Source organism: Bacillus shivajii (genome assembly GCF_020519665.1).
Lineage (GTDB): Bacteria > Bacillota > Bacilli > Bacillales > Salisediminibacteriaceae > Bacillus_CA > Bacillus_CA shivajii.
The window spans coordinates 4,113,900-4,128,422 of sequence record NZ_CP084703.1 but is presented as its reverse complement, the minus strand read 5'-3'; the positions used below and the strand labels follow the sequence as shown (position 1 = coordinate 4,128,422).

Sequence of the window (14,523 nt, the reverse complement as noted above, 5' to 3'; positions counted from 1 at the left end):
ATAGATGAGTGTTGCCAATACTTTTTTACATAAATGCTGTAAATAAATAGGTCAACAGTCACATATATCGATAATTTGTAAAAATGACCTAGACAAAAACCGATATAATAATGAGAAGAAATTGGACCGGTACGGTTTAAATTGAGGTGAGTGGAATGCTTCGTGGATTGTATACCGCAGGCTCTGGAATGATCGCGCAACAAAGGCGCCAAGAAATGCTGACTAATAACTTAACAAATGCGAATACACCAGGTTTTAAAGCAGATCAAGCGTCAATGAGGACGTTTCCGAATATGCTTTTAAATGCAATGGGAACCGATCATATGAAAAAGTACGGATCGAACCATATTGGTGAACTCGCAACAGGAGTCTATATACAAGAGGGGACTCCCGATTTTCGCCAAGGAGATATTCATGAGACTGGGAATACAACCGACATGGCTCTACTTCAAGGTGTTGTTCCGACGGATGAGGAAACAGGGCAAAATGCAATGTTGTTATATACTGTTGAAAATGATGAAGGTGATGTCCGTTTTACGAGAAATGGGAATTTCACGATCGATGGAGCGGGTTTTTTAACGACATCTCAAGGCCATTATGTTCTTGATGCAGATGGTGAGCGTATCGAGGTTCAAAATGAAGATATTCGAGTTGCACCAAACGGTGAAGTTTTCTCCGCAGAAGAGGAACTTCTCGGACAGATAAATGTTGCAGTCGTACCTGACCCTGCACAACTGGTGAAAGAAGGAAGTGGCTTCCTTAGATATGAAGGGGAAGCTGACATTGTTTCAGCGATTGACAATGATGATGTAACCTATCAAATCCAACAAGGGTTTATTGAGCGTTCAAATGTTGATGCTTCTCAAACAATGACGGAAATGATGAGTGCGATGCGGGCATTTGAAGCCAATCAGCGTGTATTACAAGCATATGATCGTAGTATGGAACGAGCAGTAAACGATGTAGGAAGATTAGGTTAAGACATAAAATGAAAGAAAATAAGGTTGACTGAATTGGAAGTAGGTGAAGGTGTTGAATCAATCAATGATTTCTGCTGCTGTAACGATGGGACAGCTGCAAAAGAAGTTGGATTTAACGAGTAATAACTTAGCAAATGTAAATACAACGGGATATAAAAGGCGCGATGCGAGCTTTTCCGATTTATTGTTTCAGCAAGTGAATAACCAAGTCGTTGCAGAACAGGAAACAGGTCGTTTAACACCGAATGGAATTCGTGCAGGTTCTGGGGCAGCATTAGCACAAACAGCTGTGCGTTTTGAACAAGGAGCGTTGCAGCAGACCGATCGTCCTCTAGATATTGCCTTAACAGAAAAAGGGTACTTTTTTGAACTAGCTCCAACAGAAGATGGTGAACGACGTTTTACTCGTGATGGAGCCTTCTACTTATCACCGAACCCAAACAATGCTGGTGAAAACTATTTAGTGAACCAGGACGGCGACTACGTTTTAGGTGAGGACGGAGAGCCAATTGTTATTCCAGCAAATTACGAAGATTTACAAATTACTGACCAAGGTACAATTCAAATTGTAATAAATGGTGATGAGACTGAGGTTGTTGGTCAGTTGCAACTAGTGAATATCACGAAACCACAATTATTGAATTCAATTGGAAACAATGCCTATGTTTTTCCAAACCTCGACGATCTTGATTTAGAATTTGGAGATGTACTAGAGGAAGCAGTTGGAACAGACGTTTTTAGGCAAGGGTCACTAGAAATGTCAAACGTTGATATGAGCCGTGAAATTAGTGAAATGCTCCTCACACAACGAAATTATCAATTTAATGCGCGAGCAGTTTCTATATCAGATGAAATGATGGGGCTTGTCAACAGTATTCGTTAAGGATACAATAGGCTAGAAAGCCGAATATGACGAGGGGTTTGTCATGAATAAAGACAATGGAAACGAGATAAATAGAGAAGAAGCTTCTTCTCACAAAACAACTGAAAATAGCCATGAATTAAAGGATAAACAGTCTGATAGAAAAGAGATAACCGATGGTAGTCAGTCCGATATAAGTAATGATGAAACATCGGTATTCTCTTTAGGGGATAAACAGAAGTCTATTTCTAAAAAAACAGATCATCATTTAACAGATACTCATGTATCAGATAAGAAACAACCACATGATCAGTTAGAAAAGATTAATCCAATTCCTCCGAACGATGAACTTGTTACAAAAGAGGAAGATCGACGTTCAGAAATTAATGAGGATGAATCGATGGACAAGCAAGTGAAAACACGTAAACAGCTAAAAAAAGAGAAGGCCAATGAGGAATCGAACCATAAAATGAAGAAAAAGCGAGGAAGGATTCGTTTAATTCCTTTATGGATACGAGTCATTGTTTTATTGTTATTATTAGCTGGGAGTTTAGTAGTAGGTACAATGTTTGGATATGGGATCGTCGGTGAGGGTGAACCATCTGATATATTTGAACGTGACACCTGGTACCATATTTACGATATTATTTATCAAGAAACAGAACTTGAACGAACAGAAGAAGAATGATCAAGCTCCAAAGGGGATAGTATTTCTCCTTTGGAGCTTTTTTCATAATTTCACACAAAATTGTGCGGGACCTGGTCCCCTACAATTTTAAGGGGAGGGTTGACAATATAGGCAAGTTCATATTTATGTGTGAAATGTTGATTCTTCTACTCTGTTTTGTATTCCTTCTTGTAAATCAGTCGATGCTTAAAGTAAACTAGATAGAGAATACATAGAACCTACATATTATAGGAGGTCATAAATTTTATGCTTACAATTGAAGAAATTAAAGAGATTATCCCTCATCGTTACCCGTTTTTATTAGTGGACCGAATTTTAGAGGTCGAAGAAGGACAAAGAGCAGTAGGGATTAAAAATGTTAGTGCTAACGAAGACTTTTTTAATGGGCATTTTCCAGATTACCCTGTTATGCCAGGGGTTCTGATTATTGAAGCATTAGCTCAAGTTGGGGCTGTGGCGATGTTAAAGAAAGAAGAAAATCGCGGAAAGCTTGCATTTTTTGCAGGTATTGATGGATGCCGATTTAAAGGACAAGTAAAACCTGGAGACCAGCTTAAGCTTGAGGTTGAAATGACACGTTTAAGAGGGAAGATCGGAAAAGGAAAAGCTGTCGCAACTGTAGAAGGAAAAACTGTAGCTGAAGCTGAATTGATGTTTGCTCTCTCTGATAAAGAAGAATAAGAGTTACTTTTAAAGCCAAGTATCGCTGATGCGATACTTGGCTTTTTTCTATTTGCTAAACATTCTCATGTAGTTTTAAGGCTTACCCCAATGAAACATCATTTTACACAAAATACCATTTAATCCCAGATGGCTGGCACCTGGGATTAAATAGATATATTATTTTTTATTTATGTTTAGCTTGGTGATAGGAAAGAGGTACGGACTAAACAAACGTTTGTTTAACTTTATTTAGACAAAATTACCTCTTTTTTACTTTAAACCTTCATATATTGCGTCATGTGACATCGTGTAAGACGAGTTTTTTCTACAATGGTAACCGCCGTAAATCATATATGAGTATCGCAATCATGAAAAATCAAATGAAGCATTTTCATTGGCTAGTGTCTGGTATAAAGGGATTTACATCCCTATTATGGTGAGAATCTGTGACTATGTGGGAAAACTATGAGAGATTGTAAAAAAGATCGAAAATAGGTTTGAGTCCGTTGTTTTGGTGAAATAGGGCTGATAGAATCACTGCTGAAGCAATATTTAGCAAATTCAAAAAAACAAATCTTGTTAAGGAGGGAATGTTCTCATGAAAAAGAAAACATTCTTAACTGCTGCATCGACAGTGTTAGCATTAGGCATCTTAGGAGCATGTGCTGATCAGGATATAGACGTAGATGATGGCTTTGATGGAAACGGCGTTGAAGAAGATGGCGGAGATGATGCAGAAGTCGATGTAGAGGTTGATGATGACGAGTAAAGAACATTCAAGTACCCTTTTGATCGACATTTAGAAATAAACAAGACTTAGACATAGTGAAAAAGAGAATGGAGAAACAAGGAGGAATGACTGATGAAAAAGAAAGCGTTTTTAACTGTAGCATCTACATTATTAGCGGCAAGTGTATTAGGAGCATGTGCTGATCAAGATGTAGATATCGATGATAACGGAACAGACGGAACTGGCGGAGGTGGAGTTGAAACTGATGATGGCGGTGACGATGTAGATTTAGATATTGACGTGGAAGACGAAGGCGATGATATCGATTTTGACGATGATGACGATGACTATGATGAATAAAAGCAAGAAATCATGACTTTTTCATGTATGGCTTTTTCAGTTCCTGTTTAAAATAAGTGCAATGACATAATGACTTTAGGAGGGATCACCCATGAAAAAGAAAGTATTACTCACTTTATTGTCAGGTGCACTAACGGTAGGCTTTCTAGCTGCTTGTGGAGATGTTGCAGATGATCCGATGCAAGAAGAAGGCGACCCAATGATGGAAGATGGTGAAGACCCAGTTGGCGGTGGAGATTCATAATCGATGAAATCTGCTCGTCTAAGGAAAGATAAAAATATTTACTTTGTTGGCAACCGTGAGTTAATGATTTTTTGTAAAAACTAAGTCAACAAGAGGTTGTGTGTCAAGAGCATCACCGACCTCTTTTCACATAGATCAACTGATTGTTGCAAAGGTTGTTGACGTTTTTTATCCTGCCAATTCAAAACCAATGTGAAAAACTAAAAGGAGGAATTTGAAATGAAAAAGAAAGCATTATTAATGTTATTATCAGGAGCGTTAACTGTAGGGGTATTAGCAGCATGTGGAGATGTAGAAGATGAACCGATGCAAGACGACCCAATGATGGAAGATGAAGGTGACTTTGGTGACGATGATTTAGATGGTGACATGTAATAACAAATGAAGATCACCTATTGGAATGTACTGCTGGTTATGACGGAAAACGCTTAACTGGCAGTGCAATCTGATCTTTATCACAAAGTTGTGGAAAAATTTCATAACAATGTGGTCGATTGTCAAAGAATTTGAAAAAGCTCCGAAATCAATTGCAGCTTTTTTAAAAGCAAGATATGATTATTTCCATCGCATCACTTAACAAATAAGCGTTGCGGATAGGGAATGTATGATCATTCATTCCAAACATCAAGATAAGAAACAACAGGAGGAAATAAAAATGAAAAAGAAATTAATGCTATCAATTATGACAGGTGCTCTTACAGTAGGCGTATTAGCAGCTTGCGGTGAAGAAAACATTGAAGAGGAAGCGCCACTAGAAGAAGAAACGGGAATTGAAGAAGATGTAAACATTGAGGATGACTTTGAAGATGACGCAGATTTTGACGGCGACATTGACGAAGAAGATTTCGAGGATGACTTTGAAGATGATGAAGAACTAGATGATGACGTTGAAGACGATATGTATGATGAAGAAGATGAAGACGAAGAAGAAGACATGTAATTTGACTAAATAACTCTCTCCTTATTTTGTTGAAAACTGTGTGAACTAGTTAGGAACGTTAGTAGCGAAACCCTAACATCCCGTTAATGAATTTTTGAGCAAACGATGATTTGAATACTAGGCTGAAACGAATCAGCAGGATCAAATAATCGTTGCCTCATGACTCTTTCTTAGCCACAAAGAGACATGAAATATATTGAAGTGAGGAAAAGTGATAGCCACCACCTTTCCCTCATGGATTAGAGAAGCGATCCTTCTCAAAAGATGCTGGATACAGCATTGTTCACAAAGTTGTTTAGGAAAATTCCTAATGACTTTGTGACACCCACTACTCCCCTTAAATATATATTTTTTTGAACGAAGCTTTTGGTCGATGAGGAGCCACCACCTCATCGACCAATTTTTTTATGGGCAAAAAATACCATTTTATGACAAGTGCCTGGCACTTGGTTTTATATGGAAGTCATCTATATATAGGGATGATGCAAAAAAAATGGGAAACTCGTGAATACTAAACAAAATCGTTCAATTTGCCAATACTGCCATGAAATAGAATGATGTCATTCACCTGTATGATGAACTTCAATATAGGAGGACTTTTATCATATGTTACTAATTCCGATATCACTGACTGCTGTCCTGCTTTTACTTTTAGGGACGGTTGAACGCCGTAGGCACCAACGTAATATTGAAAAGATACCCGTTCGAATCAACATTAATGGTGTTCGCGGTAAGTCAACGGTCACAAGGCTTACGACAGGCATTTTAAAAGAAGCGGGCTATAAAACGGTTGGGAAAACAACCGGTACGTCTGCAAGGATGATTTACTGGAACAGTTCAGAGGAAAAACCGATCATTCGCGACCCTGAAGGACCGAACATTAAAGAGCAAAAAAGAGTCATTGATGAAGTCGCCGAAACAAAAGCAGATGCTCTTGTTAGTGAATGTATGGCTGTAAACCCCGATTATCAAGTGACCTTTCAAGAGGTGTTACTCCAAGCGAACATTTGTGTGATCGTAAATGTATTAGAGGACCATATGGACGTACTCGGACCTTCGCTAGATGATGTTGCTTCTGCTTTTGTAGCAACAATTCCATACAACGGGCACTTAATTTTAAACGATTCACCGTATACAGACATGTATCGATCGATCGCAGAAAAGAGAAACACAGAAGTCATCGTTGCAGATACGTCACAAATTACAGAAGACTATTTGCGCCAGTTTCCATACATTATTTTTCCAGAAAATGCAGCCCTTGCTCTAGCCGTATCAAAAGCATTAAACATCGATGAAGAAGTCGCACGACAAGGAATGTTACATTCTCACCCGGATCCTGGTGCGTTACGGGTAATGACAGTCGAAAACCAAGGACATACATCCCCGTTTATCAATGCCTTTGCAGCAAATGATGCTCATTCAACATTAGCGATTTGGGAGCGGGTGCAAATGCTCGGATACTCAGGTAAGCACCCGATTATACTTATGAATTGTCGTGAAGATCGCGTTGATCGTACGGAACAGTTCGCCTATGATGTCCTGCCAAAAATGGAGATAGGCACTCTAGTGCTCATTGGAAGTGTAACGAGTCCTATTGTTCAAGCGCATAAAGATGGGGTCATCGATGCCGACCGTGTCATTGATCTTGACGGAAAAAAAACAAATGAAGTCTTTGAAAAGATACTCTCATTAGTAAATGGCGATGTCATGTTCGGAGTTGGCAACATTCACGGCGTTGCTGAGGAACTTATGGAAAAAATACAAGAAAACGAAGAGCCACATACAGCATAGCAAAAGGAGGCACTTAGCATGTTTGGTGCAGATTTATATATTACGCTAGTTGTCGGTGTAGTCATTAGCTTACTTTATGCAGAGAAAGCCGGCGTCCTTCCGGGCGGAATTATCGTTCCAGGCTATTTAGCACTTATTTTCGATCAGCCTTTTTTCATCATGTCGATATTTTTTATTAGTTGTTTAATTTATTTACTCGTCATCCATGTTTTTGCACGATTCACCATTCTTTACGGGCGGAGAAAATTTGCGGCAATGCTTTTAACAGGAGTCGTTTTAAAACTAGCATTTGACTACTTCTATCCGGTCATGCCTTTTGAAATTTATGAACTTCGAGGAATTGGGGTTATCGTTCCAGGACTTATTGCAAACTCTTTTCAAAAACAAGGGGTCGTGATAACCGTGACAAGTACGATGGTATTAAGTGGGATTACGTTTGCCATTATGACCTTCTACTATTTCTTTTTATAGAAAGGAGCTATTTAGATGAAACGCCAGCTCTCATTTGAAGAAAACATCCTCAAATGGTCAAAAAAACATAAGAAAAAGCTGACGTTACATACTTCTGCTTTCGCCATTGTAGCTGCAGTGTTGTTAATGACGTCGAACCTATGGACACATACGGCGATCCCGCATGTCGAAAAAGACGAAGAAGCTGTTCTCACGGCAACATTTGTTGGCGATATGATGTTTGGCCGTCATGTGAGAGATGTCATTAACCATCGTGGTTATGATTATTTGTTTACATATACAGACCCATACTTTGAGGTGTCAGACTTTGCGACGGGAAGCTTTAAACACCCTGTGTTAATTAAAGAGCGCGATCCGATTGATAAAAGTATTATTTTTTCAACGACACCTGAATCAGTCGACGTGTTGAGAGAGAGGAACTTTCGCTCTGTATCGATTGCCAACAATAACATTTATGACTACGGGTATTTAGCTTTTCTTGACACGATAGATTTTTTTGAAGAAAAAGAAGGCATTCAAGCAGCAGGGGCGATGGTTGATTTAGAAGATATTGATAATGCCGTTTACACAGAGCAAAATGGATTAACGATTGCGACGTTAGCAATGACAGATATTGCGGCTGCCAATTCGATTGCGACAACCTTTCGTCCTGGCATTATGCCACTTGACCCACCGAGATATGCCATTCATGCGATTACAAATGCGAGTAAAGAGGCAGATCTTGTGGTCGTGCATACACATTGGGGTGAGCCATATGACTCTCACGTTTCAAGCCGTCAGCAGGAGCTCGCTCATGCGATGTCACATGCTGGAGCTGATATTATCATTGGGCATTACCCGCATGTTTTGTCGCCTGTCGAAATTTATAATGATACGATCATTTTTTACAGTCTCGGTAACTTTATTTTTGATCAAGGGTGGACACGGACGAAGCAAACAGCGCTTGCCCAATACCATTTATACGAAAACGGAGAGGCAGAAGTCGAACTTGTTCCTTTTGTCATCCAAGAAGGCCAGCCTCGTCCAGTAACGAACTTCTCGTATAGAAAAGCATCAATTCATCGGATGTTAACGAAGTTTTTAAATAAAGATCAATGGGAAACAGACGGCAATTCAATCAAGTTTCGTGTCAATCATGAGCGACTGTTCAACCGACCTGAACAAGCGTCTGAAGAAGAAAGGTTGTGACTTGTCATGTGGCTTAGAAGATGGACAAACATTATTGGACTTCCGTTAATTCTCGTTTTTGTTATTGCTGCAGTGATTGAAGTGTCGCCTCAAGAAGAAGAAGGTGTTGAAGAGACTCGTGAACTTTCATATACGTCATCGATTAATGGTGTTGCTGTAAGTGCGGCAAATCCGCATGCAGTTGAAGTTGGTCTTGATGTGATGCGAAATGGAGGAAACGCCGTTGATGCTGCTATTGCGATCTCTTTCATGCTAGGTGTTGTAGAGCCTTATGGGTCTGGAATCGGTGGGGGAGGTTCTATGTTAATTTATGACCCTACAACCGATGAAGCCGAAAACCAAATAGAATATATCGATTATCGTGAGACCGCACCATTACAGCTTCAAGAGCCAGTTGAAGATGAAAATAATCAATACGTGATTGCTCAAAATGAAGCAAAACTTCTAAATGGACAATATTTTGGGGTGCCAGGTTTTTTAAAAGGGATGGCGTATTTGCATGAAGAGTACGCGACACTTGATGAAGAGCTTCTAGTAGAAGCAGCGATTGATCGAGCGAATGATGGCTTTACGGTTGATACGTATTTAGCCGAACGTTTTTACTTTGCGCAAAATCGACTTCACCACGCAGATATTCCGCACTTTTTCCCGGAGAACCGCTTCCTTCAAGAAGGAGATATTTTAGTTCAAAATGAATTGGCGGAAACTCTCGAGGAAATTAGTGAATTTGGCTTTGAAGATTATTTTTACAACGAATTTGCCCCTGAGATGGTCGCGAGGTTTAACAGCTTAACGACGGAGGATTTCGAGCAATATGAAGTGTTGACGAATCAGACACCTTCTGTTGGGGCGTTTCAGGAATATGACGTTTATGCGGCACCTCCACCATTAGCAGGTCCGGTACTTGTTCAAGCGCTCCATATGGCTGAAGCGCTAGATATGGATGATCATACGTTAAACTTTTTTAATATCGAAGAGGAAGAAGCGGTTGAAGAGCGTGACCTTCAAGAAATGTTTGATCCTGCAATTGTGGAAGACGATCTTAATTTTATGGAAAAAATGCTTGCTGTCAATGATTTGACGTACCGAGACAGGCTTTTAAATATTGGTGATCCGAATACGTCTCAAGAAGCGGCGGTCCTTGCTGAAGAGATTGTAACGCGTGAGTATGCGGATCAGCTTGTTAGCCAGTGGCGAGATGCATTAGAGGAGAGACAGCGTCAATTTTTCCAAGATGATGATGAACTGACGGAAGAAGGAACTGAATCATTCTTTCGGCCAAAAAAAGGTGTAGAGTCTCTATTCGCGAGTGCTCATCCATACTATGACGCTAGGTCAGAATTAAAGCAGCATAATAATACGACACATTTCGTTGTCATTGATACTGAAGGAAGAATGGTTTCAGCGACGCATACACTTAGTAACTTTTTTGGTTCAGGTGTGTATCATCGTGGCTTTTTCTTAAATGATCAGTTAAGTAACTTCAGCCAAACAGAAGGATCGATTAATGAACCAGCTCCAGGAAGAAGACCGCGAAGCTTTATGACTCCAGCTATTTTAGTGAAAAATAATGGTGGCGAAACAGAAGAAGTGATTGGATTAGGTTCTCCTGGTGGAGCGAGAATTCCGATGATGATGGCACAAGTGTTAATGTATGACAATCTGCACGGAATGGACCTCGCGCAAGCAATAAGCATCCCTCGGTTCCAGTATGATTTTAACGAAACAAACCAACAATATGAAGTAAGGGTGGAATCGAAATTAAGGGATCGCGAGCATTATGAACTATTAAGACAAGGCTTGCAAGAGCGGGGTTATCCGATCTCTGTCGAGAGAGGTGCGATGTATTTCGGAGGAATCCAGACGTTAATCCATGATGTCGTAAATAGACAAATTTCCGGAGAAGCAGACCCTCGTAGAGGAGGTTCTTGGGACTCCGATATCGTTGGTGCGCGGTCCTATGAAGGGGATTAACAGCAATGATGAACAGAAAAAAATGGATGAGGCGACTTTTTCCACTACTTTTTTTTACACTGGTGTTTTTCTTTATGTTTGCTTTTCGTCATGAAGATGAGTTGACTCATGCGGCAAGAGAGTCGATCGAGTTGGCCACTTATAATGAAGATTGGGTGATTTACGGAAATATTCCAAATGAATTAAGAGAAAATACAGAAGGGCTTGTTCCACCTTTAAGGAGCAAAGTTATTCATCGCATATTGCGTCAAGAAGTCTTGAATGTTGTTTATTTGCCTTCTCCCTCTTTCTATGTAGAAGCAGGAATGGATCAAGGAGAAGGTATGTGGCGGGACAAAGCGATGGATTGGTTACATGCAGATTATGGTCATGAATTTGTCCATATCGAAGTATTGCCACCTGATTTTTTTCAAAAAAGGCTTCCGAATGAAACATTTGAAGAGGGGATTTGGTTGATCGAGGAAGCAGAGGAAACGGGGAAGGGTGCGGTACCGCTTTATACAGATGAACCTGGAGAAATCGAAAAAACGTATGTCCCATCAGCTAGAGCACTGAGAAGTCTTGAACCAGATGTCGTCATTTTTGATGTTGGACTTCTGCATGAAGAAGGGATTACCGTTCGGGAGTTTATCGATGAAACAGTCAATGCGTTAAATGCATTTTACGATTCGCGCGGTCGTTTTTTCACATATTTGCTATTAAATGAAGCGTTATATGAGGATCTCACTCTTGATGAGAAAGAACGTACAACTGCTGAGCATTTTTATATGACGGAATCTGAGCGAGTCAAAACAATGATTGATGACGACTTTACAAGAATTGCTGAGCAATTAGATTTTGCCGATTATAAAGAAACGCGAAGGTTTGATGGCGTTCATGAAACGAATGAAGCAAAGCACGAACGATGGGCAAGGGAAGAAATCGTGCCATTGCTATAAATAAGAAGTAACAACAAGGTGAGTTTCCAATTTTATACCAAGCGCCTGGCACCTGGAAATCGAATTCCAGGTGCCAGGCACTTTGTTTTTTTTGGGAATAAAAGTGGGGGTGTTTTAGCAAAAGAGGAGTTTAGCAGCCCTTGAGCGAATGTATAAAATGACAGAAAACGTCAGTTTATATAAAAAGGGGCAGATATATGATGAATACAACGGTGGTGACTGAAACAAAGCGGCCTTTTTTTAAAAGGCTATGGGTGAAGGTTGTAGCGATATTGTTAGGTGTACTTTTCCTTTTACTTATTGGGGCGGTAGCGTTCGGATATTGGTTTGCAACAAAGCCACTCCCAAACTTAGAAGGTGAGAAACAACTCACTCAGCTAAATGATGAAGTCTCAGTGATTCGCGATGAACGTGGTGTCGCACAAATCAATGCGACGAACCTCGAGGACTTATTTTTTGTTCAAGGTTATGTGACAGCGCAGGACCGACTTTTTCAAATGGATATGACGCGTCGATTAGCAGGCGGTCGATTATCTGAGGTCGTTGGTCAAGCAGCGCTTGATACCGATATTTTCTTTAGAACATATGGTATGCATCGAGCTGCCCCTGAATTGGTTGAACTTTTCGATGACGAGACAGCGACAATGGTAAATACGTTTGCCGATGGGGTGAACACATATATGGAAGAAGCATTTGAAGCGGGGAATCAGCCTCTTGAGTTTCGGATTCTTGGTTATGAACCAGAGCCATGGACACCTGAAGATTCAGCGCTTGTCGTTAAATATATGGGCTATACACTGTCAGGAAACTTCCGAAGTGAACTAGACCATTATTTAATGGTAAAAAAATTTGGTGAAGATGCTGAGCACATCATCCCTGATTACCACGTAGATGATCGGTTCCCAACGATTTATGAAGAAACGGCTGAGGCGAAAAGTCCGTTTTCAAAAGAAGAACTTCATGCACTAGCGACCTTTGCCCCTCCTGAATTTAACGGAAGCAACAACTGGGCGATTAGCGGGGAGTATACAGAATCAGGTTATCCACTCGTAGCAGATGATCCTCACTTAGGCCTGGCGATACCTAGTGTCTGGTATCAAACGCACCTCAACCTTGAAGGTGATTTTCATTCGATGGGAGTTACTGTCCCAGGAGTACCAGGAGTTGTCTTAGGATCTAACGAACAGTTAGCTTGGGGTGTTACGTCAATGTCTGTTGACCAAGAAGACCTCTTTTTAGAACAGAGACACTCTGAAAAACCACACCATTATTTATATGACGGTGAGTGGGAAGAAGCTGAAATCATTGAAGAAGTCATCGAAATAAGTGATGGAGAAACCCATGTTGAGCTCGTTGAAGTAACGAGAAACGGGCCGATCATCAATCAAATCATCGATGAAGATTTTGAAATGGGTGAGACGATCGGCGATAGCCCTTATCAAGCGATGTCTCTACGTTGGACAGGAAGAGAAGCAGGGGAAGAGTTAAATGGTGTGTTAAAGCTGAACCGCGCACAAAACGCTGATGAATTTTTGGCAGGCCTTGATAACTTTGTCACTCCTGCACTTAGCTGGGTATTTGCAGATCGTGATGGAAACATCGGTTACCGCGGACAAGCGAGATTGCCAGTTCGGGAAAAATCGAATGGGATGCTCCCTGTACCAGGTTGGGACCCTGATTATCAATGGCAAGGTTTTATTGAACCAGAGGAGCTTCCACAATTGATGAATCCAGAACAAGGGTACATCATGACAGCGAACAACAAACCTGTTGATGATGATTATGCGTATGAAATCGGAAGGTCATTCCATCCTTATCGTGCAGAGCGTCTCGATGAATTGATCCAAACCCAAATCGCTGCTGGAGAACTGTTTACCGTAGAAGATATGAAAGAGATGCAAGTCGACTTTTTAAATACACAAGCGCGCTCACTCTTACCTGTATTACTTGAAGTAATAGGAGAGCAAGGGGGGACGTTGACTGCACTTGAAAAAGAAGTCTACGAGATGATGGCAAGCTGGGATTATGTCGAAGCACCCGAATCTGGAGCCGCTTTCGTCTGGAACTTATGGAAAGATGATTTAGGGCCTGAGCTATTTGAAGAGGTGCTCGGCTTTGAATACAGAAACCAGCTGGCGGTTCATAAAGCACTTATTGACGCTCACGAGCATACGGAAAAAATACTGTTCGGTGACTTGTCAGAAGAATACCACCGCGAACTATCGGAATTTGCTAGAATGACGTTTGCAAATGTCGTGACAAGAGCGGAAAACATTCAAGGGGCAAATGCAGCAAATTGGGAATGGGGGAAGTGGCATAAAATGACCGTGGAACATCCACTTGCCTCTGTCTGGCCACTTAACCATTTATTTAATGTCGGCACATGGGAACTCGGTGGAAGTTCCAATACACCAGGAGCGAATGGCTATAATCGTGAGAGCGGGAACGTCAACCACGGCGCAGGCTGGCGCTTCGTCGCAGACTTAAGCTCTACAGAAGAAATGTACGATATCGTTATACCAGGTCAATCCGGACAACTCTTCTCCCCATTCTACGCAGACCAAGTAGACACATGGGTAGAAGGGAATCTTTATCCAATGATATACAACAAACAAACAGCAGAAGACATGAAAACAAAGACATTCACACCTTAGGTGCCAGGCACCTTTATGCCAGGCACCTTTATGCATTGGT

The 14,523-nt window shown here is 40.8% G+C and carries 15 protein-coding genes; all 15 read left to right on the top strand.

Translation table 11 applies throughout. The annotated features are described in order from the left end of the window. The first annotated feature begins 155 nt into the window (after positions 1 to 155). Complete coding sequence (locus tag LGQ02_RS19825) at positions 156 to 980, top strand: flagellar hook-basal body protein (protein ID WP_226516007.1); 825 nt, start codon at positions 156 to 158, stop codon at positions 978 to 980. A 49-nt stretch (positions 981 to 1,029) separates the two neighbouring features. Continuing rightward, on the top strand, positions 1,030 to 1,863 hold the full coding sequence (locus LGQ02_RS19820) for a flagellar hook-basal body protein (protein ID WP_319003497.1): 834 nt from the start codon (positions 1,030 to 1,032) through the stop codon (positions 1,861 to 1,863). A 43-nt stretch (positions 1,864 to 1,906) separates the two neighbouring features. Then, positions 1,907 to 2,530: a DNA-directed RNA polymerase subunit beta gene (locus tag LGQ02_RS19815; RefSeq protein ID WP_226516005.1), complete on the top strand. Its 624-nt coding sequence runs from the start codon at positions 1,907 to 1,909 to the stop codon at positions 2,528 to 2,530. Positions 2,531 to 2,776: 246 nt separating this feature from the next. Beyond that, positions 2,777 to 3,211 (top strand): 3-hydroxyacyl-ACP dehydratase FabZ, encoded by a 435-nt coding sequence (gene fabZ / locus LGQ02_RS19810; RefSeq protein ID WP_226516004.1) that lies wholly within the window; start codon positions 2,777 to 2,779, stop codon positions 3,209 to 3,211. A 580-nt stretch (positions 3,212 to 3,791) separates the two neighbouring features. Beyond that, positions 3,792 to 3,962 (top strand): hypothetical protein, encoded by a 171-nt coding sequence (locus LGQ02_RS19805; RefSeq protein ID WP_226516003.1) that lies wholly within the window; start codon positions 3,792 to 3,794, stop codon positions 3,960 to 3,962. 93 nt (positions 3,963 to 4,055) lie between these two features. Beyond that, entirely contained in the window at positions 4,056 to 4,283 is a 228-nt protein-coding gene (locus LGQ02_RS19800) for a hypothetical protein (RefSeq protein WP_226516002.1), read from the top strand. A 91-nt stretch (positions 4,284 to 4,374) separates the two neighbouring features. Further along, on the top strand, positions 4,375 to 4,527 hold the full coding sequence (locus LGQ02_RS19795; RefSeq protein WP_226516001.1) for a hypothetical protein: 153 nt from the start codon (positions 4,375 to 4,377) through the stop codon (positions 4,525 to 4,527). 219 nt (positions 4,528 to 4,746) lie between these two features. Next, the gene (locus tag LGQ02_RS19790) at positions 4,747 to 4,902 is read left to right on the top strand and encodes a hypothetical protein (protein WP_226516000.1); all 156 of its coding nucleotides are present in this window, start codon (positions 4,747 to 4,749) and stop codon (positions 4,900 to 4,902) included. A 280-nt stretch (positions 4,903 to 5,182) separates the two neighbouring features. Continuing rightward, the gene (locus LGQ02_RS19785; protein WP_226515999.1) at positions 5,183 to 5,467 is read left to right on the top strand and encodes a hypothetical protein; all 285 of its coding nucleotides are present in this window, start codon (positions 5,183 to 5,185) and stop codon (positions 5,465 to 5,467) included. Positions 5,468 to 6,073: 606 nt separating this feature from the next. Further along, positions 6,074 to 7,258: a poly-gamma-glutamate synthase PgsB gene (pgsB, locus tag LGQ02_RS19780; protein ID WP_226515998.1), complete on the top strand. Its 1,185-nt coding sequence runs from the start codon at positions 6,074 to 6,076 to the stop codon at positions 7,256 to 7,258. Between the two features lie 18 nt (positions 7,259 to 7,276). After that, positions 7,277 to 7,729, top strand: coding sequence for a poly-gamma-glutamate biosynthesis protein PgsC (gene pgsC, locus LGQ02_RS19775; RefSeq protein ID WP_226515997.1), 453 nt, complete (start codon positions 7,277 to 7,279; stop codon positions 7,727 to 7,729). 15 nt (positions 7,730 to 7,744) lie between these two features. Continuing rightward, on the top strand, positions 7,745 to 8,917 hold the full coding sequence (locus tag LGQ02_RS19770) for a CapA family protein (RefSeq protein WP_226515996.1): 1,173 nt from the start codon (positions 7,745 to 7,747) through the stop codon (positions 8,915 to 8,917). 6 nt (positions 8,918 to 8,923) lie between these two features. Beyond that, on the top strand, positions 8,924 to 10,891 hold the full coding sequence (locus LGQ02_RS19765; RefSeq protein ID WP_226515995.1) for a gamma-glutamyltransferase family protein: 1,968 nt from the start codon (positions 8,924 to 8,926) through the stop codon (positions 10,889 to 10,891). A gap of 5 nt (positions 10,892 to 10,896) precedes the next feature. Next, a complete protein-coding gene (locus LGQ02_RS19760) occupies positions 10,897 to 11,829 on the top strand; it encodes a hypothetical protein (protein WP_226515994.1) in 933 nt (310 codons plus the stop codon). 197 nt (positions 11,830 to 12,026) lie between these two features. Then, on the top strand, positions 12,027 to 14,483 hold the full coding sequence (locus tag LGQ02_RS19755; RefSeq protein WP_226515993.1) for a penicillin acylase family protein: 2,457 nt from the start codon (positions 12,027 to 12,029) through the stop codon (positions 14,481 to 14,483). Positions 14,484 to 14,523: the final 40 nt, after the last annotated feature.